General features: G+C 59.3%; 36 protein-coding genes and 1 tRNA gene. 5 read left to right on the top strand and 32 right to left on the bottom strand.

Annotated elements, in window-relative coordinates:
- Positions 1–63: 63 nt before the first annotated feature.
- Positions 64–255 carry a hypothetical protein gene (locus tag SIB58_RS12375; protein ID WP_156486613.1) on the top strand — a complete coding sequence of 64 codons (192 nt, stop codon included), beginning with the start codon at positions 64–66 and terminating at the stop codon, positions 253–255.
- Positions 256–291: 36 nt separating this feature from the next.
- A complete protein-coding gene (locus SIB58_RS12370) occupies positions 292–1,128 on the top strand; it encodes a class I SAM-dependent methyltransferase (RefSeq protein ID WP_066904527.1) in 837 nt (278 codons plus the stop codon).
- Positions 1,129–1,442: 314 nt separating this feature from the next.
- On the opposite strand, the gene SIB58_RS12365 is transcribed toward SIB58_RS12370, so the two are convergent.
- Positions 1,443–1,531: transfer RNA gene (locus SIB58_RS12365), tRNA-Ser, on the bottom strand.
- A 34-nt stretch (positions 1,532–1,565) separates the two neighbouring features.
- Positions 1,566–2,747, bottom strand: a complete 1,182-nt coding sequence (gene alr, locus SIB58_RS12360) for an alanine racemase (protein ID WP_066904524.1) — start codon at positions 2,745–2,747, stop codon at positions 1,566–1,568.
- A 73-nt stretch (positions 2,748–2,820) separates the two neighbouring features.
- Between alr and SIB58_RS12355 the strand changes: the two genes are divergently transcribed.
- A complete protein-coding gene (locus SIB58_RS12355; RefSeq protein WP_066904521.1) occupies positions 2,821–3,318 on the top strand; it encodes an HNH endonuclease in 498 nt (165 codons plus the stop codon).
- 10 nt (positions 3,319–3,328) lie between these two features.
- Here SIB58_RS12355 and prfA read toward each other — a convergent pair whose 3' ends face one another.
- The 30 genes from prfA to rplC form a co-directional block, all read right to left on the bottom strand.
- Positions 3,329–4,426 carry a peptide chain release factor 1 gene (prfA, locus tag SIB58_RS12350; protein WP_066904519.1) on the bottom strand — a complete coding sequence of 366 codons (1,098 nt, stop codon included), beginning with the start codon at positions 4,424–4,426 and terminating at the stop codon, positions 3,329–3,331.
- A 135-nt stretch (positions 4,427–4,561) separates the two neighbouring features.
- Entirely contained in the window at positions 4,562–4,831 is a 270-nt protein-coding gene (rpmE, locus tag SIB58_RS12345; RefSeq protein ID WP_067326093.1) for a 50S ribosomal protein L31, read from the bottom strand.
- A gap of 8 nt (positions 4,832–4,839) precedes the next feature.
- A complete protein-coding gene (rpsI, locus tag SIB58_RS12340; RefSeq protein WP_066904513.1) occupies positions 4,840–5,244 on the bottom strand; it encodes a 30S ribosomal protein S9 in 405 nt (134 codons plus the stop codon).
- Positions 5,241–5,693, bottom strand: coding sequence for a 50S ribosomal protein L13 (rplM, locus tag SIB58_RS12335; RefSeq protein ID WP_066904508.1), 453 nt, complete (start codon positions 5,691–5,693; stop codon positions 5,241–5,243). The genes rpsI and rplM overlap by 4 nt, the downstream gene beginning before the upstream one ends.
- A 156-nt stretch (positions 5,694–5,849) precedes the next feature.
- The gene (truA, locus tag SIB58_RS12330) at positions 5,850–6,737 is read right to left on the bottom strand and encodes a tRNA pseudouridine(38-40) synthase TruA (protein WP_066904505.1); all 888 of its coding nucleotides are present in this window, start codon (positions 6,735–6,737) and stop codon (positions 5,850–5,852) included.
- Positions 6,738–6,760: 23 nt separating this feature from the next.
- Complete coding sequence (rplQ, locus tag SIB58_RS12325; protein ID WP_066904502.1) at positions 6,761–7,111, bottom strand: 50S ribosomal protein L17; 351 nt, start codon at positions 7,109–7,111, stop codon at positions 6,761–6,763.
- Positions 7,112–7,148: 37 nt separating this feature from the next.
- Positions 7,149–8,087, bottom strand: a complete 939-nt coding sequence (locus SIB58_RS12320) for a DNA-directed RNA polymerase subunit alpha (RefSeq protein WP_066904499.1) — start codon at positions 8,085–8,087, stop codon at positions 7,149–7,151.
- Positions 8,088–8,132: 45 nt separating this feature from the next.
- Positions 8,133–8,525, bottom strand: a complete 393-nt coding sequence (gene rpsK / locus SIB58_RS12315; protein WP_066904496.1) for a 30S ribosomal protein S11 — start codon at positions 8,523–8,525, stop codon at positions 8,133–8,135.
- A 56-nt stretch (positions 8,526–8,581) separates the two neighbouring features.
- Positions 8,582–8,947 carry a 30S ribosomal protein S13 gene (gene rpsM / locus SIB58_RS12310; protein ID WP_066904493.1) on the bottom strand — a complete coding sequence of 122 codons (366 nt, stop codon included), beginning with the start codon at positions 8,945–8,947 and terminating at the stop codon, positions 8,582–8,584.
- Between the two features lie 101 nt (positions 8,948–9,048).
- On the bottom strand, positions 9,049–9,165 hold the full coding sequence (gene rpmJ, locus SIB58_RS12305; RefSeq protein WP_066904998.1) for a 50S ribosomal protein L36: 117 nt from the start codon (positions 9,163–9,165) through the stop codon (positions 9,049–9,051).
- 47 nt (positions 9,166–9,212) lie between these two features.
- Positions 9,213–9,764 carry an adenylate kinase gene (locus SIB58_RS12300; protein ID WP_066904491.1) on the bottom strand — a complete coding sequence of 184 codons (552 nt, stop codon included), beginning with the start codon at positions 9,762–9,764 and terminating at the stop codon, positions 9,213–9,215.
- A gap of 93 nt (positions 9,765–9,857) precedes the next feature.
- A complete protein-coding gene (gene secY, locus SIB58_RS12295) occupies positions 9,858–11,177 on the bottom strand; it encodes a preprotein translocase subunit SecY (protein ID WP_066904995.1) in 1,320 nt (439 codons plus the stop codon).
- Between the two features lie 104 nt (positions 11,178–11,281).
- Positions 11,282–11,734 (bottom strand): 50S ribosomal protein L15, encoded by a 453-nt coding sequence (rplO, locus tag SIB58_RS12290; protein WP_066904488.1) that lies wholly within the window; start codon positions 11,732–11,734, stop codon positions 11,282–11,284.
- Between the two features lie 6 nt (positions 11,735–11,740).
- Complete coding sequence (gene rpsE, locus SIB58_RS12285) at positions 11,741–12,388, bottom strand: 30S ribosomal protein S5 (protein WP_066904485.1); 648 nt, start codon at positions 12,386–12,388, stop codon at positions 11,741–11,743.
- A gap of 13 nt (positions 12,389–12,401) precedes the next feature.
- Positions 12,402–12,770 carry a 50S ribosomal protein L18 gene (gene rplR, locus SIB58_RS12280; protein ID WP_066904482.1) on the bottom strand — a complete coding sequence of 123 codons (369 nt, stop codon included), beginning with the start codon at positions 12,768–12,770 and terminating at the stop codon, positions 12,402–12,404.
- Positions 12,771–12,803: 33 nt separating this feature from the next.
- A complete protein-coding gene (gene rplF / locus SIB58_RS12275; RefSeq protein WP_066904479.1) occupies positions 12,804–13,343 on the bottom strand; it encodes a 50S ribosomal protein L6 in 540 nt (179 codons plus the stop codon).
- Between the two features lie 15 nt (positions 13,344–13,358).
- Positions 13,359–13,760, bottom strand: a complete 402-nt coding sequence (gene rpsH, locus SIB58_RS12270) for a 30S ribosomal protein S8 (RefSeq protein WP_066904475.1) — start codon at positions 13,758–13,760, stop codon at positions 13,359–13,361.
- Positions 13,761–13,779: 19 nt separating this feature from the next.
- Positions 13,780–14,319 carry a 50S ribosomal protein L5 gene (gene rplE / locus SIB58_RS12265; protein ID WP_066904473.1) on the bottom strand — a complete coding sequence of 180 codons (540 nt, stop codon included), beginning with the start codon at positions 14,317–14,319 and terminating at the stop codon, positions 13,780–13,782.
- Between the two features lie 49 nt (positions 14,320–14,368).
- Positions 14,369–14,725 carry a 50S ribosomal protein L24 gene (rplX, locus tag SIB58_RS12260; RefSeq protein WP_066904470.1) on the bottom strand — a complete coding sequence of 119 codons (357 nt, stop codon included), beginning with the start codon at positions 14,723–14,725 and terminating at the stop codon, positions 14,369–14,371.
- A gap of 1 nt (position 14,726) precedes the next feature.
- On the bottom strand, positions 14,727–15,092 hold the full coding sequence (gene rplN, locus SIB58_RS12255; protein ID WP_066904467.1) for a 50S ribosomal protein L14: 366 nt from the start codon (positions 15,090–15,092) through the stop codon (positions 14,727–14,729).
- The gene (gene rpsQ / locus SIB58_RS12250) at positions 15,089–15,355 is read right to left on the bottom strand and encodes a 30S ribosomal protein S17 (RefSeq protein WP_066904462.1); all 267 of its coding nucleotides are present in this window, start codon (positions 15,353–15,355) and stop codon (positions 15,089–15,091) included. Before rpsQ ends, rplN begins: the two co-directional genes overlap by 4 nt.
- A 17-nt stretch (positions 15,356–15,372) precedes the next feature.
- Positions 15,373–15,582, bottom strand: coding sequence for a 50S ribosomal protein L29 (rpmC, locus tag SIB58_RS12245; protein WP_066904459.1), 210 nt, complete (start codon positions 15,580–15,582; stop codon positions 15,373–15,375).
- A 2-nt stretch (positions 15,583–15,584) separates the two neighbouring features.
- Positions 15,585–16,058 (bottom strand): 50S ribosomal protein L16, encoded by a 474-nt coding sequence (rplP, locus tag SIB58_RS12240; RefSeq protein WP_066904456.1) that lies wholly within the window; start codon positions 16,056–16,058, stop codon positions 15,585–15,587.
- A gap of 16 nt (positions 16,059–16,074) precedes the next feature.
- Positions 16,075–16,806: a 30S ribosomal protein S3 gene (gene rpsC, locus SIB58_RS12235; RefSeq protein WP_066904453.1), complete on the bottom strand. Its 732-nt coding sequence runs from the start codon at positions 16,804–16,806 to the stop codon at positions 16,075–16,077.
- A 19-nt stretch (positions 16,807–16,825) separates the two neighbouring features.
- A complete protein-coding gene (gene rplV, locus SIB58_RS12230) occupies positions 16,826–17,191 on the bottom strand; it encodes a 50S ribosomal protein L22 (protein ID WP_066904449.1) in 366 nt (121 codons plus the stop codon).
- 4 nt (positions 17,192–17,195) lie between these two features.
- Positions 17,196–17,471, bottom strand: a complete 276-nt coding sequence (rpsS, locus tag SIB58_RS12225; RefSeq protein WP_006854824.1) for a 30S ribosomal protein S19 — start codon at positions 17,469–17,471, stop codon at positions 17,196–17,198.
- A gap of 35 nt (positions 17,472–17,506) precedes the next feature.
- Positions 17,507–18,370: a 50S ribosomal protein L2 gene (gene rplB, locus SIB58_RS12220; protein ID WP_066904446.1), complete on the bottom strand. Its 864-nt coding sequence runs from the start codon at positions 18,368–18,370 to the stop codon at positions 17,507–17,509.
- A 15-nt stretch (positions 18,371–18,385) separates the two neighbouring features.
- Positions 18,386–18,688, bottom strand: coding sequence for a 50S ribosomal protein L23 (locus SIB58_RS12215; RefSeq protein WP_066904443.1), 303 nt, complete (start codon positions 18,686–18,688; stop codon positions 18,386–18,388).
- Positions 18,681–19,316: a 50S ribosomal protein L4 gene (gene rplD, locus SIB58_RS12210; RefSeq protein ID WP_066904440.1), complete on the bottom strand. Its 636-nt coding sequence runs from the start codon at positions 19,314–19,316 to the stop codon at positions 18,681–18,683. Before rplD ends, SIB58_RS12215 begins: the two co-directional genes overlap by 8 nt.
- Positions 19,316–19,972, bottom strand: coding sequence for a 50S ribosomal protein L3 (gene rplC / locus SIB58_RS12205; RefSeq protein WP_067326095.1), 657 nt, complete (start codon positions 19,970–19,972; stop codon positions 19,316–19,318). Before rplC ends, rplD begins: the two co-directional genes overlap by 1 nt.
- A 394-nt stretch (positions 19,973–20,366) precedes the next feature.
- Here rplC and SIB58_RS12200 point away from each other — a divergent pair, with 394 nt between their 5' ends.
- Both SIB58_RS12200 and SIB58_RS12195 read left to right on the top strand, forming a co-directional pair.
- Positions 20,367–20,828 (top strand): NAD(P)H-quinone oxidoreductase subunit N, encoded by a 462-nt coding sequence (locus SIB58_RS12200; RefSeq protein WP_067326101.1) that lies wholly within the window; start codon positions 20,367–20,369, stop codon positions 20,826–20,828.
- Positions 20,829–20,860: 32 nt separating this feature from the next.
- A complete protein-coding gene (locus tag SIB58_RS12195; protein ID WP_066904427.1) occupies positions 20,861–21,874 on the top strand; it encodes an LdpA C-terminal domain-containing domain in 1,014 nt (337 codons plus the stop codon).
- The last annotated feature ends 14 nt before the right edge of the window (positions 21,875–21,888 follow it).

The raw sequence follows: 21,888 nt of genomic DNA, 5'->3' as shown, positions 1-21,888 counted from the left end.
CCGTGCTGCCCTGAATGCCTGTTGACATCAGACAGAGAGGAAGCGAAAGGCTCCCTCGTCACGATGATCAGCGACACCACCTTTGAGGCATCCAAGCGGACCTTCAAGACAGCACAAATCAATTACAAGACTGACCTGATCTCTTTCATCGCAACGACGATTGAAGGTGGATCTTCTGTCGACACTGCGGTTCAGATCCTTAAGGACGACATGTTCAACCCGCCTTTCGATATCGACACTGGTCTATTGTTCTAACGACAATAGACCAATAAGTTGGATCCAAACTCATCGATGTCTCAATCACTACACGACAAAATTGTCGAAACATTCCATGTTTCCCCTTTTGTCCATGAAGAAGACTTTTTGTTGAAATTTTTACAACAGTGTCTCTTAGACGACGAAAAAGCCTTCCAGCATTATTTTGACAATGGCAGGCAATCTGCATCGCGAATTAAAGAGATCATCCTGCGTAATCAACAGCCTCAGGGAATCTCCACAATCGATGTTGAAAACTTTTCAATCCTGGATTTCGCCTCTGGTTTTGGCATGGTCAACCGGCACTTTTCCCAGGTCATTCCGCAGGCGCACGTGGAGGCATGTGATATCCACCCCAAGGCGATTGACTTTCACAGTCAATATCTGCAGCTGAAATGCCATGCTTCCAGCTATGACCCCAAGAAGCTCGCAATCAACAAAACCTTTGATGTAGTTGTTGCGTTGTCCTTCTTCTCGCATATACCCAGCCAAAGCTGGCTCTTCTGGCTGCAATCGCTTTGCAATCTTCTCAATGAAGGTGGACTCTTGATATTTACCACTCACGGTCCATCCTCACGCGTTGCCGTAAGTGAAAAATTCATCGATAAAGGACTTCGATTTTACTTCTATCCCGAGTCCGAACAAGACGATTTAGAGAAGAAAGAATATGGCACAGCTTGCGCGCACCCAAGCTTTTCCATGAAAATCATTAGCCAACTCCCAGGCATGCATTTAAGCGAATACAAACAGGGAATCTGGTGGGGAGGCAATCAGGATGTTTATGTTCTCGTCAAGAAAAGCGTTCGAGAACAAGGGCTCCTTCCTGCCTTCAAGAAGTTTATGCGCAGGAATTTGAGTGCCATGACCGATTGAACGTGCCCTGAGCAGCGGTTGAGGTGATTGCCCCCACCCTTTCCAACGGACTCGACAACTACGTAGAGGAAATCTCCAGCAGACATCACCTTTCGGTTGGCATCTGCCTTCAGCGCCTTCAGTTCCGAGTCGGAGAGAGGTATCTCACGGAATTAACAACCCACTCTTTTTTCCAGCACGGAGTTGTAAATCCCATAACGCCGAATCGGGATTTAGTGGGATCCGAAGAGAATTCCTGATACAAAAAACCCCTGAAACCAGCTGTGGCATCAAGGGTTTGAAGTTTCTTGAGACCAAATGAATATGGTCTGATACGGAGAGGGAGGGATTCGAACCCTCGACAGAAGTTGCCTCCTGTAACTCCTTAGCAGGGAGCCGCTTTCAACCACTCAGCCACCTCTCCAGCGGCACGACCACCCTATCAAGAGGGTGACCGTTCAGACCACCAGTCGCGGCAGGCGGTGCTTGAAGCCGCACAACACTTCCCAGGGGATGGAGCCCGACAGTTCCGCCCAGTCCTGAGGGCGGATCACCTGCTGACCATCCCGTCCAAGCAGCGTGACGACATCACCGCTCTCAAGATCGGGATGGTCAGTGACATCCAGCATCAGTTGATCCATTGTGATGGCACCAACCTGAGGAAGGGTTTGACCGCGATGCAGGGCGTGGATTTGCCCGGACAGGCAGCGGCTGACCCCATCGGCGTAGCCGATACCGATCACGGCCAGCCGACTGGGACGACTGGTGACGAAGCGGTGCCCGTAGCTCACCCCCACACCTGCTGCGACCTCACGGATCAGGCTGACTCGAGCTTTCACGGTCATCGCCGGCTGAAGATCCAGGCTCTTCTCCAGATGGGCACTGGGGGCATGGCCGTAGAGAGCCAATCCCACTCGCACCTGATCGTGATGCAGTGACGGGTCCCGCAGGGTGCCTGCCGAATTGGCCAGATGTCGCTGTAAACCCTGCTGTCGGTGCTTGCGCGTAACGGCCTCGAAACGTTCCTGCTGTTGGCGAGTGATCCGTTCGGCATGGCCTTCAAGTTCGCCATCGGCCAGAGCGAGATGGCTGTAGACCCCTCCCAGATTCAATTGATCGAGCTGCAGGATCGCCTCGGTCAGGCGTTCCCCGTCCTGCCAGTCGCAGCCGAGCCGAGTCATGCCGGTGTCGAGCTTGAGCTGGACTGTGAACTGACGGCCACTGCCATTGGCAAGGTTCTGACAGAGCAGTGCCTCGCGCATGCTGCTCAGCGTGGGCATCAGCTGCCAGTGCAGGCAGGCGCGCAGTTCCTCTGGTTGGGTGAGATTGCCCAGCACCAGCACCGGCAGCTCCAGTGCTGCACGACGCAGTTCGATTCCCTCCTGCAGGGTAGCGACTCCAAGGCTTGTCGCTCCTCCGCAGATGGCTGCCCGGGCAACTGTTTCGGCCCCATGGCCGTAGCCATCAGCCTTGACGACCGCCATTAGGGCGCAGTTTGTTGCCAGCAAACGTCTCAACGCTCTGGCGTTGTGTTCAACAGCAGAGGCCGACACCTCCATCCAGGCTCGCTGTCGCGGATCAGCTCCAGCAGCCATCTCAATGCCGGAGGGACTGTTGCGATCGGCGGACAGGTCGGGCATCGGGACTGGGTAGTGAAGGTCACAAGGCTGCCCTTGTGACCCAGATAGCATGCCGTGTAATCAGGGAGCTGGCATGGGCCAGGTTCTCGTTCTCAATGCGTCCTACGAGCCGTTGAACATCACCACCTGGCGTCGAGCCGTCGTGATGATGATCAAGGGGAAAGCCGAGAGTCTCGAACACGATTCAAAGCATCTTGTTCGCAGTGACATGCATCTGCCGACAGTCATCCGTCTGCGTCAGTTCGTACGAGTGCCTTTTCGCCAGGTTCCGATGACGCGCCGCAACGTGTTTCAGCGGGACAATCACACCTGTCAGTACTGCGGCAGCCGCGAACTCCTGTCGATCGACCATGTGATCCCCCGCAGCCGTGGTGGAACGGATGCCTGGGACAACGTGACGACGGCCTGTACGAGTTGCAATGTCCGCAAGGCCAGCCGCACTCCTTCAGAAGCGGATATGCCTCTCAAACGGGTTCCGCGACGTCCCCTCAGCAGTCTCAGCTTCGAGGCCGTTCGTCAGATTGATTCAGGTCGCCACAGCGAGTGGGCCAAATACGTTATTGGCGTCTGACCCATTCGGATCAATCGTCGGTCTGTTGGCTGAGTTGCTCCAGTTTGCTGCGCTGTTCCTCGGCGACACAAGCACCGATCACATCCTCCATCTGTCCCTGAAGAACAGATTCAAGACTGAAATTCCTACCCAGGCGATGATCGGTGACCCTGTTGTCTTTGGCGTTGTAGGTGCGGATTTTTTCGCTGCGGTCGCCCGTGCCCACCTGGGAGCGTCGGGCTGAACTCTCCCGTTCATTCGCTTCTGCGAGCTGGCGCTCGTAAAGCTTGGCTCGCAGGATCTCCATGGCCCTTTCACGGTTCTGCAGCTGAGAGCGTTGCTGCGTGCAGAACACACGGATGCCGCTCGGTTTGTGCAGCAGGTCCACGGCTGTTTCCACTTTGTTCACGTTCTGACCACCGGCTCCCCCCGATCGCGCCGTGCTGATCTCAAGATCTCCGGGTTCGATCTGAACTTCTACGGGATCTGCTTCCGGCATGACAGCCACCGTTGCGGTGGATGTATGCACACGGCCCTGGGATTCGGTGGCCGGGACACGCTGCACGCGATGAACACCGGCTTCAAATTTCAATTCGCTGAAGACGGCATCACCTTTGACGGAAAGAATCAGTTCCTTGTAACCGCCAAGGTCGGCTTCGCTGGCGCTCACGGGCTGGACCGTCCAACCGCGTCTGCTGCTGAATCGCTCATACATTCGGGCAAGGTCTCCTGCCCAGAGTGAGGCTTCATCGCCGCCCGCACCAGCTCTGATTTCGAGCATCACGCTGCGTTGATCGCGCGGATCCTGGGGCAGCAGTGCAAGCGTCAGCCGCTGGATCAGCTCGTCATGACGTTGCTCCAGAGCTTGCAGCTCCAGCTGCGCCAGTTCTTCCATCTCGGCGTCGCCGCGGCTTTCACGCAGCAGCGTCCTCGCCTGATCCCGTTCATGGAGAACGCTCTGCAGGCTTGTGTAGTCAACGACCAGAGGTTCAAGGCGAGAGCGTTCTTTGGCCACGGACTGCAGGCGCTCCGGATCCGAGGCCACATCGGGGTCAGCAAGTTGGCGTTCCAGATTGTGGAAACTGCTGGTCGCGGCCTCGAGACGGCTGATCAGAGTTGAGGAGTCCATGGCCTCAGAAGCACGGTCGGGAAAGGATCTGGCGGTTCTGCCCTTTCAGAAAAAAGCCCCGAAGGCAGAGCAGTGTCTGCATTCGGGGGCAAAAGTCGTGGAGATCGATCGCTTGTGCGTCGATTGCAGAGCGCATCAGGCTTCAGCCTTCTTCTCGTCCTTGGCGGGGGATTCCTTGTCTTCGTTGACACTGGCGGTGCTGCCCATGCCGTACTTGCGCATGAAGCGGTCCACGCGCCCTTCGGTGTCGAGAATCTTCTGGGTGCCAGTGAAGAAGGGATGGTTACCACTCCAGACGTCCACATGGATTTCGGGCTGCGTGGAGCCTGTGGTCATCACCACTTCTCCGTTGCAGATCACCTTGGCGTCGGGGTACCAGGTGGGATGAATGTCGGGCTTGGGCATGACAGGGATCAGCGCTTGGAGAACTGGGGAGCTTTGCGGGCTTTCTTGAGGCCGTACTTGCGACGCTCCTTGGCCCGTGGGTCACGACTGAGGTGACCTTCGGTTTTGAGAGGCTTGCGATTATCGGAGGAGAGCTCGCACAGAGCTCTGGCGGCACCCTGCTTGATGGCATCAGCCTGTCCGGTGAGCCCACCACCTCTCACGTTGACGAGCACGTCGTATTCAGTGGTCAGACCCAGCGTCTGCAATGGCGCCTTGACGGCAGCGATGTAGGCAGGGTTGTAATTGAGATAGTTGTCTCCAGGACGACCGTTGATGGTGATCGTGCCGTTGCCGGGGATCAGGCGAACGCGGGCGACGGAGGTCTTACGGCGACCGGTACCCCAATAGACGACGGAATTGGACGTGCTCATTTGGCGGAAGCGGCGGGATCGAGCTGCAGGGGCTGAGGCTGCTGGGCGGAATGCGGATGATCGGCACCCTTGTACACCTTCAGTTTGCGGAACATCTGGCGACCCAGGGCGTTGTGGGGAAGCATGCCCTTGATGGCTTTTTCCACAATTCGCTCAGGAAGGCGCTCCTGGAGATGAGCGAAGGTCTCCACCTTCATGCCTCCGGGGCGTCCGGAATGACGGCGGTACAGCTTCTGTTGCGGCTTGCTGCCACTGACCTTCACCTTTTCGGCATTGACGACAACGACAAAATCGCCGGTGTCGAGGTGAGGGGTGTAGCTGGCTTTGTTCTTGCCGCGGAGCACGGAAGCCACCTCGGTCGCCAGGCGACCGAGAGTTTGATTCTCAGCGTCCACCAGATACCACTGGCGGTCGATTGAATCGATGGAAGGGACGGAGGTCTTGTTCATCGCGCCGGCATGCCGGTTCGGTTATGCCCCGTCGCGAGCGACGAAGCTGGGCAGGGAGCTTCAGCCACGCCGTGGCGTGCTGTTCAGAGCTCAAAGATCGACTTTACCTGTCGGTGGTTCCCTCACTGATCGAGTCAGTTGAGGGGAAGCGACCGCTCAGGAACTGATTGGCCATGGTGGAGGCTCCGGTGGCGGGTCCTCTGAGGCCAGAAAAAACGTCGGTTGACAATCGTACCAGCCGCCCTTGCTGAAGATTGTTTCCGGATAACCAGCGCGCAGCAGACATAGTCCCTGCGCCGGTGCTCCGTCTTTCACTTCACCGCGGCGACGTTCTCTCCAACGGCGTTCAAAGTGATCCGGGGTCAGTCGGTGCTCTCCCACAGCCACGAGCTGACCCGTCAGCAGACGCACCATTCCATACAGAAAACCGCTGGCCTGAATTTCAAAGTGAATCAAGTCTCCATGCCGCTGGATGGACACGTCCTGGATCGTTGTGCGCGAGTGGGATCGTCGGCTTCCTGCGCGTTGGAACGCTGCGAAGTCGTGACTTCCCAGCAGGCCATGAAGAGCCTGTTCCATCGCCTGTTCATCCAGCCTTGTCTGGTAGCGATGCCAGCTCCAGGGGGCAAGAAACAGGTTTGGCCTTCGACCGTTGTAGAGGGTGTAGCGGTAGCGCCGGTAGCTGGCGGAGTAGCAGGCGTGCCATTCAAGTGGACGTTCCACCGCTTCTCGCACCCTGATCGACGAGGGCAAGCGGCCATTGAGAGCCGGCGCCCAGCGCCTGGCTGGTATGGGGCCGCAGCTGTCGAAATGCACCACCTGACCAGAGGCATGGACGCCAGCATCCGTTCGCCCTGCAGCCACGGTCTGTATCGGTCGATGGGGATCGAGCTCTGAGATGGCATCGTCGAGCACCGATTGCACGCTGGTGCCGTTGGGTTGACGTTGCCATCCACAAAAGGAAGACCCCTCGTACTGAAGACTGAGAGCAATCCGTTTAATGCGGATGCCGACAGAATCAGCCGAGGGGTTTGGGATGGTGATTTGCGTGATGCTGACGCCGAACCTCAGACCAGTTCGATGATTGCCATCTCGGCATTGTCTCCGCGACGACGCACGGTGCGGGTGATGCGGGTATAGCCGCCCTTGCGGTCGCTGTAGCGATCGGGAGCTTTCTCGAACAGGGCATGCACAAGCTGCTTGTCGTACACGTACCCCAGAACCCTGCGCCGGGAGGCAAGGCTGCCCTCTTTGGCAAGAGTGATCATCCGTTCGGTTTCGTCACGCAGTGCCTTGGCACGGGCTTTGGTGGTGGTGACGCGACCTTCGCGGATCAGCTGTGTTGTGAGGCCGCGAAGCATGGCTTTGCGTTGGTCAGCGGGACGTCCCAGCTGGGGAACTCGACATTGGTGACGCATGGTTCTGGAGGGGCTGGAGTAAGGAGGAAGGTAAGAGTCAGACGCTGGTGCGGCTCTGGGGGATCTGGATGCCGATCCTTTCAAGCGCTTCAATCACCTCATCAGCCGACTTGGAACCGAAGTTCTTGATCTCCAGCAGATCCTCGTAGCTGAAGCCCATCAGATCGGAGACGGAATTGACCTGAGCGCGCTTCAGGCAGTTATAGGCGCGCACCGACAGATTCAATTCTTCGAGAGGAATCTGAGCTTCGGCTGTGGGTTCAGGTTCTGCCTGAACTTCTTCCACCATGGTGACGGTGGCAAGAGGTTGGAAGAGCTCGATCAGTTGGTTAGCGGACTGAGCGATGGCATCGTCAGGTGTGATCGAACCATCGGTCACCACTTCCATGCGCAGGCGCTCTCGGGCGGAACCACCCTCAGCAACTGCCGTCTCGTCAATGGTGAAGTTCACCCGGTGCACGGGCATGAACACGGAATCGATCTGGAGAAGATCAATCGCACTGGTGTCTTCGTTGTGACGGTCGACGGGGCGATAGCCCACACCGCGTTCCACATGAACCTCGAGCTCGAGGCTGTAGCCATCGCTCACCGTGGCGATCACGCGTTCACCATCCACAACCTGGACCTGGGAGGAGAACTGCAGATCCCGGGCTTTCACCGTGGCAGGGCCAGCAATGACAAGACGACCGATCTCCAGCTCATTGGTGCGGCTGTTGACCGTGATCTGTTTGCAGTTCAGCAGAATGTCCAGCACGTCCTCCCGAACTCCGGGGATGGTCGCGTACTCGTGGTTGACGCCGGCAATCCGGACTGCTGTGACAGCGGTGCCTTCAAGGTTGCCCATGAGCACACGCCGCAGGGAATTGCCCAGGGTTGTGGCCTGGCCCCGCTCGAGGGGGCCGATGAGAAACACACCGGTTTGGGAGCGATCGTCAGCGATCTGATGCTCGATACGGTCGATCTGGTATTGCAACACGGTCTGAGGCGGGGGAGAGAGGGACCTGAACGGGGACGCGTTGGCTCAGACGCGCCGACGCTTGGCACGGCGACAGCCGTTGTGAGGCAAGGGTGTGACGTCGCGGATCAGAGTGATTTCAAGGCCGGCAACCTGCAAGGCCCTGATCGCGGTTTCACGGCCTGAGCCGGGACCACGAACAAGCACTTCGATCTGGCGCATGCCCTGCTCAAGAGCTCTGCGGGCTGCTGCTTCGGCTGCGGTCTGCGCAGCAAATGGGGTGCCTTTGCGAGCACCCTTGAAGCCGCTGGCACCTGCCGAGGACCAGGAGATGACTTCTCCAGTGGTATCGGTGATCGAAACGATCGTGTTGTTGAAGGTGCTTTGGATATGGGCAACGCCATTGGGAACGTTGCGTTTGGCCTTCTTGGGACCTGATTTCTTGACTGTTTTGGCCATGGGCCTGGAGATGGAGGGGGCTTAAGGAACTGAAGGATCCGATGGGCCGAAGCGGCTTATTTCTTCTTGCCGGCCACGGTCTTGCGAGCTCCGCGACGGGTTCGCGCATTGGTGCGGGTTCGTTGTCCGCGCACCGGGAGGCTCATGCGATGGCGACGACCGCGCACGCAGCCGATGTCCTGGAGGCGCTTGAGGGCCATCCCCTCCTGCCTGCGCAGGTCACCCTCAATCGTGAAGGTCTCGGTGGCACCGCGCAGTTTCTGCACATCACCGTCTTCGAGATCCTTCACCCTGATGTCGGGATTGACACCGGTCTTGGAAAGGATGGTTCTGGCCCGTGTCGGGCCAATTCCGTAGATGTAGGTGAGGGCGACTTCGATCCGCTTGTCGCGGGGAATGTCGACACCAGCAATCCGTGCCACTGAGCAATTAATCGAGGTGGACAATGACTTCCTATGCCTGGGAAGTCTTCAATTCAGGGTGCAGGGAAAGGACCCCCGCCTTGAGACGGCAGACCGAGACTTCAGCCCTGGCGTTGCTTGTTGCGAGGGCGCTTCTTGTTGATCACGTAGATGCGACCTCTGCGCTTGACGATTTGATCGTCAGGGCTGATTTTTTTAACCGAGGAACGCACCTTCATGGGGCGAAGCTCTCCATTGTTGCAAACAGCTACCGTACCACAGAGGGTCAAGCAACAACCTTTTCAATTCGCTCAGCAATGGCTTCAACACTGCCGTTGGCCTGCACTCTGACCAACAGGTTCTGACTGCTGTAGTGATCGATCAGCGGAGCTGTCTGCTGTTTGTAGACCTCAAGACGGTTGCGGATCACCTGCTCGTTGTCGTCTGCTCGACCGCGACCGAGCAGTCGCTCGATCAGAACGGAGTCATCAAGCTCCAGCAACACGACGCTTTCAATCGCTTGATTGAGTTCCTGGAGTAGCGGCGCCAGTGCCTCGGCCTGCGCCACGTTGCGTGGAAAGCCATCCATCAGCCAGCCCTGGCCATTGAGAGCAGACAGTTGCGCTTTGACGATGGCCAGTACCAGGCTGTCTGTGACCAGTTCGCCCCGGTTCATCACGGCTTTCGCTTCCTTGCCGAGGTCGCTGCCTGCGGCCACCTCAGCCCTGAGCAGATCGCCGGTGGACAAGTGCCGAAGTCCATGGTTTTCGCAGAGGAGCGCAGCTTGCGTGCCCTTCCCGGCACCGGGCGGGCCCACGAACAGAAGACGTTGTTTCATGGCGATTCGGGTGGTTGGGTTGGAGGGGATGAAAGGTGTGGAGGATCTGCCGAGGTTGCGTTCATTCCGAGCGGCTGCCCGAACCGTGCCTTGTTACTGGCGCACCATTCCCTCGTAGCGCTGGGAGATCACGTAGGTCTGGACCTGCTTAGCAGTGTCAATGGCAACACCCACCAGGATCAGTAGCGAAGTGGCGCCGAGGCCCTGGAAGGTCTGCACATTGGTGGCCCGTTCCACGGCGGAAGGAATGATGGCGACGGCGCCGAGGAAAAGACCACCCAGCAGGGTGAGTCTGTTTTTCACCCCTTCGAGGTAATTCGCTGTTGCCGTTCCAGGCCTGACCCCTGGGATGGCCACCCCTCCGCGCTTGAGATTGCTGGCGACGTCCACCGGGTTAAAGGTCAGGGATGCATAGAAATAGGAGAAGCCAAGAATCAGGGAGAAGAACACCAGGGCATAAGGCCATGGATTCGAGCTGCCTGGGTTCAGGGCGGTGGCTGCTCTGATCAGAAACGGATTCTGGCTGAAGTTGGCAATGGTGATCGGCAGAAAAATCAGGGCCGAGGCGAAAATGATCGGCATCACGCCGCCGGCATTGAGCTTCAGGGGCAGGTAGCTCTGGCGATTGGGTAAAACAGCTCCGCCGCCCACCTGCCTCTTTGCACTGACGATCGGAAGCCGGCGCTGTCCCTCCTGCACGAAGATGATCCCCACGATCGTGACCAGGAACACCAGAACAAGAATCACGATCCCGAACACATCATTGCGATCGCCTGTCTGGGCTTTCTCAATGGTTGAACCGAGGGCCTGAGGCAGTGTGGCCACGATGTTCAGGAAGATCACCAGTGAGGCTCCCTGGCCGATGCCTCGCTCCGTGATCACTTCGCTCAGCCACATCACGATCATCGATCCGGTGACCAGCGCCAGGGCTGTCTGCACCACGAAAACGCCAACGGGAAGGCCCTCCACTGCGTAGGGGCGCAGAATCATCGCGAAGACCACGCTCTGAATCAACCCCCAGCCAAGTGCGACGTAGCGAGTGATCTGAGCCAGTTTGCGACGGCCCGCTTCTCCTTCATTTTTCTGCAGATCCTCCAGTTGCGGAAGGGATGCTGTGAGCAGCTGAAGGATGATCGAGGCATTGATGAACGGCAGGATCCCGAGGGCGAAGATGCCCAGAGTGGAGATGCCGCCACCGGTGAAGATGTCGAGGAAACCGATCAGCTGGCCACCCTGTTGGATGAATTGCTCAAAAGCGACACGGTCAATGCCTGGCATCGGGATGTAGATGCCGAGACGCACCAGCATCAACAGCCCCAGAGTGGTGAGAACCCTGCCTCGCAGCTCAGGGTTTTGAACCAGCTGGGTGATGACTTCAGTGGCGCTGGGATTTCGTCCCCGACTGACGAGCATGGAACAGAGATTGGATGATTGAGCTTGATGCAGCAAAGCCGTCCGCGGATGTCAATCCGGCGGACGGCTCAGACGTTAGATCTGTAGAAGTCGATCGACGGATCTCAGTCCAACAGTTCGCAGGTGCCACCGGCCGCTTCGATTTTGGTTCGTGCTGATGCCGTGAAAGCGGCGGCCTGAACCGTGAGCTTGGCCTTGAGTTCCCCGTTGCCGAGGATTTTCAGCGGGTGCTTGGGGCTGGTGACAACACCATCCTTGACCAGTGAGTCGAGGTTGACGGTGCTGCCGGCCTTGAGCTCATTGAGTGCTGAGACATTCACAACGGTGAAGTGTTTGGGATTCACCAATGTGAAGTGCTTCAGCTTGGGCACGCGCCTGTAAAGAGGCATCTGGCCACCCTCGAAACCGGGGCGGGTGGGCCGTCCGGAACGGGATTTCTGGCCGCGCATGCCGAAGCCGCAGCTCGCACCCTGGCCAGCGGCGATGCCGCGACCCTTGCGCAGTTTGCGGCGTCGGGCACCTTTGTTGGGCTTTAGGGAATCAAGTCGGAGAGTCATGGGGAATCAGGAATAGATCTGCTCGAGGGAGATCCCCCGTTCCTTGGCGGTCTCCTTGTGTGTGCGGAGACTATCGAGAGCCACCATGGCAGCCCGGGCGTTGTTCAGAGGAGTCTTGCTGCCCAGTCGCTTGGCCAGCACGTTTTTAATGCCGGCAAGCTCGAGAACTGTGCGAATGGAGCCTCCTGCAATGACCCCGGTACCGGGGGCTGCAGGGCGAATCAACACGTTGGCTGCGCCATCGCGACCGTTGGACAGGGTCGGAATGGAGTTGTGACGTGTCAGAGGCACTTTGACGAGATGCTTCTTGCCGTCAGCAACACCTTTGCGGACTGCACCGATCACATCACCGGCCTTGCCGACGCCGACGCCGACCTGACCGCGCTCGTTTCCGACAACAACAATGGCCCGGAAGCTCATCTTCTTGCCGCCTTTCACGGTTTTGGACACACGGCGGATTTGGACAACCCGCTCTTGCCACTCGGAGTCACGCTCCTGGTTGCGTCGGTCACCACGGCGTCCGCCACGGCGATCACCGCGGTCGCGACCTCCTCCACGGCGTTGCTCCTGCTGCTGCTGGCCTTCAGCTGCAGCAGGAACATCGGCCGCCGAGGGCACGTCGTTGGGATTGGTCTGGGGGTTGGAATCGGTCATGTTGAGAGCAGGATCAGAACTGAAGGCCCGCTTCCCGGGCGGCGTCGGCAAGGGCTTTCACCCGGCCGTGATACAGGTTGCCGCCGCGATCGAAGACCACCTGTTGGATGCCCTTGGCAAGGGCGCGTTTGGCCACCAGTTCACCGACGGCTACCGAAGCATTGCAGTCGTTGCCGTTGGCCTTGAGGCTAGTGCGCAGGTCCTTGTCAACGGTCGATGCTGAGCAGAGTGTGCTCTGGGCGTCATCGTCAATGACCTGCGCATAGATGTGGCTGTTAGAGCGGAACACAGCCAGGCGGGGTTTGCCGGCGGTGCCGCTGAGGTGACGACGCAGGCGTCTATGACGCTTCTGGGTCTGTTGTTTACGGGAGAGGGTCGACATGGTGGGTAAAGAAGAACGGCGTCTAGTAGTGGATTACTTTTTGCCCGACTTGCCTGCCTTGCGGAGGATCCATTCGCCCTCGTACCGGATCCCTTTGCCCTTGTAGGGCTCTGGCGGACGGATGGAGCGAATTTTGGCGGCTTCATTACCGACCAATTCCTTGTCGATCCCGGACACCGTCACCTTGGTGTTGTTCTCAACTTTGAAGGTGATGCCGTCAGGAGCTGCAACCTCGACGGGGTGGCTGTAACCGGCGGAGACGACCAGGGTGGTGCCTTTCACCTGAGCCCTGGAGCCAACTCCGATGATTTCCAGGCTTTTGCTGAAACCGCTTTCGACGCCAACAATCATGTTGTTGACGAGAGCGCGGCACAGGCCATGGCGTTCACGGGAGGTGCGCTTGCTGCTGGTGGGGGACAACACGATGGTGTTCTCCACCTGATCGATGCTCACGCCCTCAGGCAGTGTGCGTTTGAGTTCTCCCTTCGGTCCCTTCACGGTGACAGCGAGGCCGTTGAGGCTCACGGTCACCTTCTCAGGAATGGGGATGGGGGCTTTACCGATACGTGACATGGTTTTGGCTCCAGATCAAAGGACGTAGCAGAGCACTTCACCGCCCACGCCCTGCTTTCGGGCATCGCGGTCGCTCATGACACCCTTGGAGGTGGAGATGATCGCCACCCCCAGTCCGCCGAGGACCTTGGGAAGGCCGCGGGTGTTCTTGTAGATGCGCAGACCAGGCTTGCTCACCCGCTGCATGGAGCGGATGGTGGGTTGGCGGTTCTTGCCGCTGTACTTCAGTTCAAGCACCAGGTTGGTGTGAACTCCCTCGCCTTCCTCGCTGATCTCGGCGATGAAGCCTTCCTGCTGCAGCACTTTGGCGATGCTGCGAGACATGCGGGAGGCAGGTACTTTCGTGCTCTGGTGACGTTTCTCACTCGCATTGCGAATGCGGGTGAGCATGTCGGAAATAGGGTCGTGATTGGCCATAGTGGTTTCCGAGGAGGGCTCAGTTGCTGCGGAACGGCATTCCCATCTCGCGGAGGAGGGAGCGGCCCTCTTCATCCGAACGGGCAGTGGTCACGATGGTGATGTCCATGCCCCTGATGGCGTCGATCTTGTCGAAGGAGATCTCAGGGAAGATGATCTGCTCTCTCACCCCCAGGGTGTAATTGCCACGTCCGTCGAAGCTTTTGGGGCTGACGCCACGGAAGTCACGGATGCGGGGCAGTGCCAGGTTGATCAGCCGCTCGAGAAAGGCGTACATGCGATCACCGCGCAGAGTCACGGCACAGCCGATCGGCATGCCCTCGCGGATCTTGAAGCTCGCAATGGCTTTCTTGGCTCGGGTCACCACCACTTTCTGGCCGGTGATCTGAGCAAGTTCGTTCACCGAGGCCTCAAGGGCCTTGGCATTCGCGGCAGCTTCGCCAAGTCCTCGGTTCACGGTGACTTTGACCACCTTGGGGACTTCATGGACGTTGGAGAGACTGAGATCTTTCAGCAATTTGGGCTGAATGGTCTCCCTGTAGCGCTGTTTCAGTGACATGGCTGGGGAATGGGACTTCTGGACTTGGTCAGAAGGCGGATCGGGGTGATCAGTCGATCACCTCGCCGGTTTTCTTGAGGCGGCGCTTTTTGCTGCCGTCCTTCTCAGTGATCAGCTCGACTCGGCTGGTCACCTTCTTGTCTGTGGAGTAGATCATCACGTTGGAGGCATGCAGTGAAGCCTCTTCAGTGACGATCCGACCGCTTTCACCCTCCTGGGTGGGTTTGACGTGGCGGGTGCGCATATTGATGCCCTCCACGATCACGCGGTTTTCATTGGGCAGGGTGCGCAAGACCTCTCCGGTCTTGCCCTTGTCCTTGCCGGTGATCACCTGAACGGTGTCGCCTTTGCGCAGACGCATCTTGATGCGCTTCGCTGCGGCGGATTTCGGTGTTGCGGTAGCCATCTCAGATCACCTCCGGAGCGAGGGAGACGATTTTGGTGAAGTTCCGGTCGCGCAGTTCGCGGGCCACAGGTCCAAAGACACGAGTGCCCTTGGGGTTTTTGTCGTCGTTAATGATGACGGCTGCGTTGTCGTCAAACCGGATGGAGTTGCCGGTGTCACGACGAAGTGTGGCTTTGGTGCGGACAACCACGGCCTTGATCACATCGGACTTTTTCACGCCCATGTTGGGCATGGCGTCCTTGACGGTGGCCACGATCACGTCGCCGACATGGGCGTAGCGACGGTTGCTTCCCAGTACGCGGATGCACTGGATGCGCTTGGCGCCGCTGTTGTCAGCAACGGTGAGAAAGGATTCCTGCTGAATCATTTGTTGACCTCCTCAGCCTTCGGGCTGTGGCTGAGCACCTCTGCGATGGCCCAGCGCTTGTGACGGCTGAGCGGACGGGTCTCGGTGATGCGAACACGGTCACCAACGCGAACAGTGTTGTTCTCGTCGTGAGCTTTGTAGCGGGTGGTACGGCTGACCGTCTTCTGGTAGATGGGGTGGGGAAAGCGGTTTTCCACCGCAACCACCACCGTTTTGTCCATCTTGTCGCTGACGACGGTGCCGACCCTTTCCTTGAGTGCCATGGGTATGAAGCGAAGGATCAGGAGGCGGTGGAGCTCAGGCGCTCCTTCTGCACCGTCAGCAGTTGGGCCAGCTTGGTGCGGCTCTGCTTGAAGCGGTGGGTGTTGGCCAGCTGCCTGGTGGCTTGCTGGAAGCGCAGATCGAACAGCTCTCGACGGAGACCGGCGATTTGCTCTGTGAGTTCTGCGTCGGAGAGCTGACGCAGTTCGGAGGCATTGGGACGGGCCATGGTCAGGACTCCACGGTGGCGGCAGCAGCAGCCGGAGCTTGCGCACCGGATGTCTGCTCCTGTTCATCGAGAGTGATGAACTTGGTCTTCACAGGAAGCTTGTACTGCGCGAGGCGCATGGCTTCCTTGGCGATTTCGGGGGTGATTTCGTTACCACCCATCTCGAACAGGATCCTGCCCGGCTTGATCACCGCCACCCAGAATTCCGGGTTGCCCTTACCTGAACCCATTCGGGTTTCGGCAGCGCGCATGGTGACCGGCTTGTCAGGGAAAATCCTGATCCAGATTTTGCCGCCACGCTTGACGTAGCGGGTCATGGCACGACGACTGGCCTCGATCTGGCGGGAGGTGATCCAGCCACACTCCTGTGCCTGCAGAGCGAACTGACCGAAGGCGATGGTGTTGCCACGAGTGGCAACACCGCGCATGCGGCCGCGTTGCTGCTTACGGAATTTGACGCGTTTTGGACTCAGCATGGTTCAGGCCTCCTGTTCAACCCTCGTTGGAGCGGTCTTCGAACTGTTGGGGCCTGCGACCGGCCCGACGCCGCGGGGTTGCCCCCACAGGCAGCTGTTGCTGGGCTTCATCACCCAGCACTTCGCCCTTAAACACCCAGACCTTGATGCCGAGTACCCCGTAGGTGGTACTGGCGACCTTGGTGGCGTAGTCGATGTCAGCGCGAAGGGTGTGCAGAGGCACCCGACCTTCTCGCGTCCACTCGGTGCGAGCGATCTCAGCACCATTGAGACGGCCTGAAACCTGGATTTTCAGGCCCAGAACGCCAGCTCGCTGTGCCCGCTGCACGGCCATGCGGATCGTGCGACGGAACGCCACACGCTTCTCAAGTTGCTGAGCGATGTATTCGGCAAGCAGGAAAGCATCGGCGTCGACACGCTCGACTTCGACCACATTGATCCGAACCTGACGGTTCAGATCACCGACGGTTTTCTGGATGCCGGAGCGCAGCTCTTCGATGCCGCTGCCCTGGCGTCCAACCAAAACGCCGGGACGTGCGGTTTTCAGCTCAACTTCCAGCTGATCGGCCTTGCGGGCGATCAGCACATCACTGATACCGGCTGAGCCGTATTTCTTGTGGATGAACTTGCGAATCCGATCGTCCTCCTGAAGGAGGCTCGGATAACTCTTGCTGGGTGCGTACCAGCGTGACCGGTGCTCCTGGGTGATCCCCAGGCGTAAGCCGGTTGGATGGATTTTGTGTCCCATCAGTTGGGGTGCTCGGGGGTCAGGAGTCGGTCTGGGCTGCCACAGCAATGCTGATGTGGCAGGTCTGCTTTTTGATCGCGAAAGCGCGACCTTGAGCGCGGGGTCGGTAGCGCTTCATGGATGGACCCATGTCTGCGCTGGCCTGGGAGATCACCAGGGTTGAAGGGTCAAGTCCGAGGTTGTGCTCGGCATTGGCCACTGCAGAACGCAGAACCTTGGTGATGGGACCCGTGGAGCGGTACGGCATGAACTCGAGCATGATCAGCGCATCGCGATAACTGCGACCGCGGATCTGATCGAGCACCCGCCGGACCTTGGACACGGAGCCGCGTATGAAGCGACCGTGGGCTTGGGCGGTAGTTGCCGTTGGGGATGACGTTGTCATGGTCTCAGCGGCCTCCTTTCTTGTCTTTGATGTGGCCTTTGAAGGTGCGGGTGGGGGCGAATTCGCCAAGCTTGTGGCCCACCATCTGTTCGGTCACGAAGACCGGCACGTGGGTGCGGCCGTTGTGAACCGCGATTGTGTGGCCGATCATCATCGGCAGGATCGTGGAAGCCCTCGACCACGTTTTGATCACCGACTTGTCATCGGCGGCGTTTTGCTTTTCAACCTTGCGAAGCAGGCTGTCGGCAATGAAGGGGCCTTTTTTAAGTGAACGTCCCATGGCGGATTAAGCGAACGACAGAATGGTGAGCAGCATCATGAGTCGCGTCCGCCACGGCTCCGCTTGGACGTCTTGCGACGTTTGCGGAGGACGAACTTGTTACTCGGCTTGTTGCGCTTGCGGGTCTTGAGCCCCAGCGCAGGCTTGCCCCACGGGGTTACGGGACCGGAGCGGCCGATCGGAGCTCGGCCCTCACCACCACCATGGGGGTGGTCGCAGGGGTTCATCACACTGCCTCGAACCTGAGGTCGGCGTCCGAGCCAGCGCCGGCGCCCTGCCTTGCCCAGGCTGGTGTTACGGATCTCCGAGTTGCCGACTTCGCCGATGGTGGCGTAGCACTCGCGGCGCACCAGGCGAACCTCAGTGGATGGCAGCTTCAGAGCGACGTAATCGCCCTCCTTGGCCATCACCTGAGCGCTGGCTCCGGCCGTTCGGACCATTTGTCCACCGCGCCCGGCGTAAAGCTCGACACAGTGAACGCTGGAACCGAGCGGAATGTCAGAGAGCGGCATGGCGTTGCCGATCTCGATGGGAGATTCAGGCCCTGACACCACGGTCTGACCGATGCTGACCCCGGCTGGCGCGAGGATGTATCGCTTCTCACCATCGGTGTAGAAGAGAAGGGCGAGCCGCGCATTGCGGTGCGGGTCGTAGTGAATGGCGGCCACCTTGGCGGGGACGCCATGCTTGTTGCGTCGGAAATCGACGATGCGATATTGCCGCTTGTGGCCACCGCCACGATGGCGACAGGTGATCACACCGCGGTTGTTGCGTCCCTTGCGGCGGTGCTTGGACACCACAAGCGAACGCTCCGGCTTGCGGCCGGTGACTTCACTGAAGTCGGTGACGACCCGGGTGCGGGTACCGGGTGTGTAGGGGCGGAAGGTACGGATTGCCATGACGTTTCAGACCCCTCAGGACTCAGGGAAGAGTTGGATGGAGTTGCCCTCAGCGAGGCGCACCACAGCCTTCTTCACCTGCGAGCGCTTGCCGGCAAATTTGCCGACCCGACGACTGCGGCGGGGAGGGTTCATGGTGCTCACGCCGGTGACCTTGACATCAAACAGCTGCTCAACAGCGGCTTTGATGTCGGGCTTGGCAGCTCTGTGATCCACCTCGAAGGTGTACTGGTTGAATTCCAGCGCTCGGGTGGCTTTTTCAGTGATCAGGGGCCTGCGGATCACATCCGCCAGGCGTCCTGTGAAGCGCTCAGTCATCTCCGTAGACCTCCTGGATGGTTGCGACTGCCTCTTCGCCCAAGACCAGTGAATTGGCGTTGAGCAGATCGAAGACGTTGAGCTGGTCAGCCGTGATCAGCTTCACCTTCTCGAGGTTGCGTACGGAACGCCGCACAACCTCACTGGGGGTGCTGAGCACGATCAACACCTTGGCGTCGGCAGCAACTCCGAGGCGCCCGAGTGCGTCAACGACTTCACGAGTTTTTGGCGCTTCGAGGGCTGCTCCGAAGTCCTTCACCACAATCACGTCGTCGATGCGGGCCATCAGCGCGGTGCGCAGGGCCAGACGACGCTCCTTGCGATTCATCGCAAGGTTGTAGCTGCGGGGCTTTGGACCAAACACGATGCCGCCGCCTGGACGCAGAGGCGTACGGATCGATCCCTGACGGGCACGACCGGTCCCTTTCTGTTTGTAAGGCTTGCGACCTCCACCTCGTACTTCCGCACGGGTGAGGGTGCTTGCGGTTCCCTGACGGCTGTGGGCCTGCTGGCGCAGCACTGCTCGGTGCATCAGGTCGACGGCGGTGGTTTCCTTGGCCACCTTCAGGTCCAGGGAGGCCTTGCCGGCTTCCTTGCCCTGCCAGTCACGAACAACACAATTGGCCATCACTTACCTCCTTTGGCGGGCTTGGAACCCACGCGATTGGCGGGCCGGATGTTCAAAAGCGATCCAGGCTTGCCAGGAACAGAGCCCTTGACCACAAGCAGGTTCCGCTCACTGTCCACCTTGAGAATGGTGAGAGCCCGCGTGGTGATTTTCTTGCCGCCGTAGCGACCAGCCATCCGCTTGCCGGGATAGATCCGACCAGGTGTGGTGCCGGCACCGGTTGAACCGGGCTCACGATGGTTCTTCGAGCCGTGGGTCATCGGACCTCGGCTGAAGCCATGACGCTTCTGATAACCGGCGAAGCCACGACCCATGGTGTCGCCGCTGACGTCGACCTTCTGGCCTGCTTCAAAATCACCCACGGTGACGGCTCCACCCAGCTCGAGACCCTTGAGGTCGTCGACGCGATATTCACGCAGGTGGCGGAGGATCCCTTCGCCGGATTTAGCGAGGTGACCCTTGGCGGGCTTGTTGATCAGCTTTTCGCGTGTTTCGCCAAAGCCGATCTGTACGGCTTCATAGCCGTCAGTTTCAGTGGTCTTGAGTTGGGTGATCCGGCAAGGCCCCGCCTCGATCAAGGTGACCGGGACGGCTTTGCCTTGCTCGTCGAAGAACTGGGACATACCCAGTTTCTTCCCAAGGATGCCGATGGACATGGGAGGTAATGACGCCAGCGTGGACAACCTCAGCTGTTGCAACTTGACGCTGCTTGAGCCGTGGCCTGAAGGGCGCTGATTGAGATGACGCAGTCATGGCCGAAAGCATCAACGGAAACCGCTGGGGCAATTCGGATTGGGGCTAGCGAGCGAATCAGCTGGCTGGGACTTGATCGACCGGGGGTCGGTAGTTTCCCGGCAATGCAACGAATGAAATCGCAGAATTGCACTGGCCTGAAGATCCGGCGCACACGCCGGACCTGCTCCTGGAACTGGAGGCCCGGCTAGCGGACGGGCACAGATCGGCAGAGCAAACGAAAACCATACAGCACTGCCTTCCGGCTTCCATTCATCCCTGATCAGCTGCCAGACTCGGTTCATCTGGACTGATTTCATGCCGTTGCTGCTTTCAGGTCGGGGTTTCCGCCGTGAACTGGAAACCGCCGGTGTCATGGCAGTCCATGCTCCGCTTGAAGGCGGCGCAGAGACTCGCCTGCTGAGGCGTCTGCGTGCTGCCGGTTACCGCACCCATATCACCTCGGCACGAGGTCTCGGAGATCCTGAAGTGTTCCTCTTTCAGAAACATGGCGTGCGCCCTCCACATCTCGGACATCAAAGTGTCGGACGTGGCGCGGCAGTTGGTGAGGTGCAGGAGGTCATGCCCCAGCTCGGAGAGATGTTGCTGGGTAATAAACCTGTTGTTCTCTGGTTGATCGAGGGGCAGGTGTTGTCTCGATCTGAGTTGCTTTCCCTGTGTGATCTTTGTCGGCGTGAGCCGCGTTTGAAGGTGGTTGTGGAAATGGGTGGTGCCCGCAGCCTCCGCTGGCAGCCGATGACACGGCTGCTGGGAGCCTGATCGCCTGTCTTCTGCCGGTCACCGGACCATTGATGGCCGGTGACGATGCCCTTGGCGAGGGGCGTTGGGTCAAGTTGATCTGTGGGGCCAGCAATCAGGACCTGGCTGCGGTGGCTGATCTCTGCGCGCTCTATGCGGTTGCGGGTGTTCAGTGTGTTGATGTGGCAGCCGATGCGGCTGTTGTGAATGCTGCTCGAACGGGTCTCAGCTGGGCCCGTGAACGCACCGGTCATGCTCCCTGGTTGATGGTCAGCGTCAGCGATGGTCGCGATGCCCATTTCCGCAAGGCTGTCTTTGACCCTTCCCGCTGCCCGCCGGATTGTCCCCGGCCCTGCGAGCGAGTTTGTCCGGCTGATGCCATTCACGCCGGTCCGGGTGTCGACCCAAGCCGTTGTTATGGCTGTGGGCGCTGTTTGCCGGCTTGTCCGCTTGGACTGATTGAAACCTCCGATCATCGGGTGGGGCTCGATAACCTTTCCCCTCTGCTCGCAGAGCTGCAACCCGATGCGCTTGAGGTGCACACCGCGCCGGATCGTTTCGAGGAATTTGAACGCACGCTTGATCAGGTTGTTGCGTCCTCAGTTTCGTTGCGCAGGCTTGCGGTGAGCTGCGGACTGGAGGGGCATGGACTGCGCGCAGCGGATCTGGTTACGGAGCTCTGGGGGCGCCACGAGGCTTTGCGAAAGCGCGGGTTTCGTCCTCTCTGGCAGCTGGATGGACGTCCGATGAGTGGCGATGTCGGTGCAGGCACGGCCCGCGCGGCTCTGCGTCTCTGGCAGCAGGTCCGGACCAGCGCACCTCCCGGGCCGTTGCAGCTGGCGGGAGGCACCAACGGCGCGACAATTGGTTTGCTGGAGGGCCTGGGGCTGCCGCGTTCCAGTGGTCCTGCCGGCGTTGCCTTCGGTGGCATGGCCCGTTCGATTGTGCAACCGCTTCTGCAGGAGGCGGAATGCCGCCGGACCACATTGCGTGACTGGCCTTTTGGCTGGGAGCAGGCCCTGGCGCTGGCCCGTGATCTTGTAACCCCCTGGCTTTCACGCCCCTGACTGTCCCGATTGGG

The sequence above is a fragment of the Synechococcus sp. MIT S9504 genome (genome assembly GCF_047497135.1).
Taxonomy (GTDB): Bacteria; Cyanobacteriota; Cyanobacteriia; order PCC-6307; family Cyanobiaceae; genus Synechococcus_C.
This window is presented reverse-complemented; position numbering and strand designations above follow the sequence as displayed.

Bases quoted from the DNA above. Each gene is read 5' to 3' on its own strand.
- SIB58_RS12375 (WP_156486613.1), top strand. From the start codon at position 64: ATGATCAGCGACACCACCTTTGAGGCATCCAAGCGGACCTTCAAGACA.
- SIB58_RS12370 (WP_066904527.1), top strand. From the start codon at position 292: ATGTCTCAATCACTACACGACAAAATTGTCGAAACATTCCATGTTTCC.
- alr (WP_066904524.1), bottom strand. From the start codon at position 2,747: ATGCCCGACCTGTCCGCCGATCGCAACAGTCCCTCCGGCATTGAGATG.
- SIB58_RS12355 (WP_066904521.1), top strand. From the start codon at position 2,821: ATGGGCCAGGTTCTCGTTCTCAATGCGTCCTACGAGCCGTTGAACATC.
- prfA (WP_066904519.1), bottom strand. From the start codon at position 4,426: ATGGACTCCTCAACTCTGATCAGCCGTCTCGAGGCCGCGACCAGCAGT.
- rpmE (WP_067326093.1), bottom strand. From the start codon at position 4,831: ATGCCCAAGCCCGACATTCATCCCACCTGGTACCCCGACGCCAAGGTG.
- rpsI (WP_066904513.1), bottom strand. From the start codon at position 5,244: ATGAGCACGTCCAATTCCGTCGTCTATTGGGGTACCGGTCGCCGTAAG.
- rplM (WP_066904508.1), bottom strand. From the start codon at position 5,693: ATGAACAAGACCTCCGTCCCTTCCATCGATTCAATCGACCGCCAGTGG.
- rplQ (WP_066904502.1), bottom strand. From the start codon at position 7,111: ATGCGTCACCAATGTCGAGTTCCCCAGCTGGGACGTCCCGCTGACCAA.
- rpsK (WP_066904496.1), bottom strand. From the start codon at position 8,525: ATGGCCAAAACAGTCAAGAAATCAGGTCCCAAGAAGGCCAAACGCAAC.
- rpmJ (WP_066904998.1), bottom strand. From the start codon at position 9,165: ATGAAGGTGCGTTCCTCGGTTAAAAAAATCAGCCCTGACGATCAAATC.
- SIB58_RS12300 (WP_066904491.1), bottom strand. From the start codon at position 9,764: ATGAAACAACGTCTTCTGTTCGTGGGCCCGCCCGGTGCCGGGAAGGGC.
- secY (WP_066904995.1), bottom strand. From the start codon at position 11,177: ATGCTCGTCAGTCGGGGACGAAATCCCAGCGCCACTGAAGTCATCACC.
- rplO (WP_066904488.1), bottom strand. From the start codon at position 11,734: ATGACTCTCCGACTTGATTCCCTAAAGCCCAACAAAGGTGCCCGACGC.
- rpsE (WP_066904485.1), bottom strand. From the start codon at position 12,388: ATGACCGATTCCAACCCCCAGACCAATCCCAACGACGTGCCCTCGGCG.
- rplR (WP_066904482.1), bottom strand. From the start codon at position 12,770: ATGTCGACCCTCTCCCGTAAACAACAGACCCAGAAGCGTCATAGACGC.
- rplF (WP_066904479.1), bottom strand. From the start codon at position 13,343: ATGTCACGTATCGGTAAAGCCCCCATCCCCATTCCTGAGAAGGTGACC.
- rpsH (WP_066904475.1), bottom strand. From the start codon at position 13,760: ATGGCCAATCACGACCCTATTTCCGACATGCTCACCCGCATTCGCAAT.
- rplE (WP_066904473.1), bottom strand. From the start codon at position 14,319: ATGTCACTGAAACAGCGCTACAGGGAGACCATTCAGCCCAAATTGCTG.
- rplX (WP_066904470.1), bottom strand. From the start codon at position 14,725: ATGGCTACCGCAACACCGAAATCCGCCGCAGCGAAGCGCATCAAGATG.
- rplN (WP_066904467.1), bottom strand. From the start codon at position 15,092: ATGATTCAGCAGGAATCCTTTCTCACCGTTGCTGACAACAGCGGCGCC.
- rpsQ (WP_066904462.1), bottom strand. From the start codon at position 15,355: ATGGCACTCAAGGAAAGGGTCGGCACCGTCGTCAGCGACAAGATGGAC.
- rpmC (WP_066904459.1), bottom strand. From the start codon at position 15,582: ATGGCCCGTCCCAATGCCTCCGAACTGCGTCAGCTCTCCGACGCAGAA.
- rplP (WP_066904456.1), bottom strand. From the start codon at position 16,058: ATGCTGAGTCCAAAACGCGTCAAATTCCGTAAGCAGCAACGCGGCCGC.
- rpsC (WP_066904453.1), bottom strand. From the start codon at position 16,806: ATGGGACACAAAATCCATCCAACCGGCTTACGCCTGGGGATCACCCAG.
- rplV (WP_066904449.1), bottom strand. From the start codon at position 17,191: ATGACAACGTCATCCCCAACGGCAACTACCGCCCAAGCCCACGGTCGC.
- rpsS (WP_006854824.1), bottom strand. From the start codon at position 17,471: ATGGGACGTTCACTTAAAAAAGGCCCCTTCATTGCCGACAGCCTGCTT.
- rplB (WP_066904446.1), bottom strand. From the start codon at position 18,370: ATGGCAATCCGTACCTTCCGCCCCTACACACCCGGTACCCGCACCCGG.
- SIB58_RS12215 (WP_066904443.1), bottom strand. From the start codon at position 18,688: ATGACTGAGCGCTTCACAGGACGCCTGGCGGATGTGATCCGCAGGCCC.
- rplD (WP_066904440.1), bottom strand. From the start codon at position 19,316: ATGGCCAATTGTGTTGTTCGTGACTGGCAGGGCAAGGAAGCCGGCAAG.
- rplC (WP_067326095.1), bottom strand. From the start codon at position 19,972: ATGTCCATCGGCATCCTTGGGAAGAAACTGGGTATGTCCCAGTTCTTC.
- SIB58_RS12200 (WP_067326101.1), top strand. From the start codon at position 20,367: ATGCCGTTGCTGCTTTCAGGTCGGGGTTTCCGCCGTGAACTGGAAACC.
- SIB58_RS12195 (WP_066904427.1), top strand. From the start codon at position 20,861: ATGGCCGGTGACGATGCCCTTGGCGAGGGGCGTTGGGTCAAGTTGATC.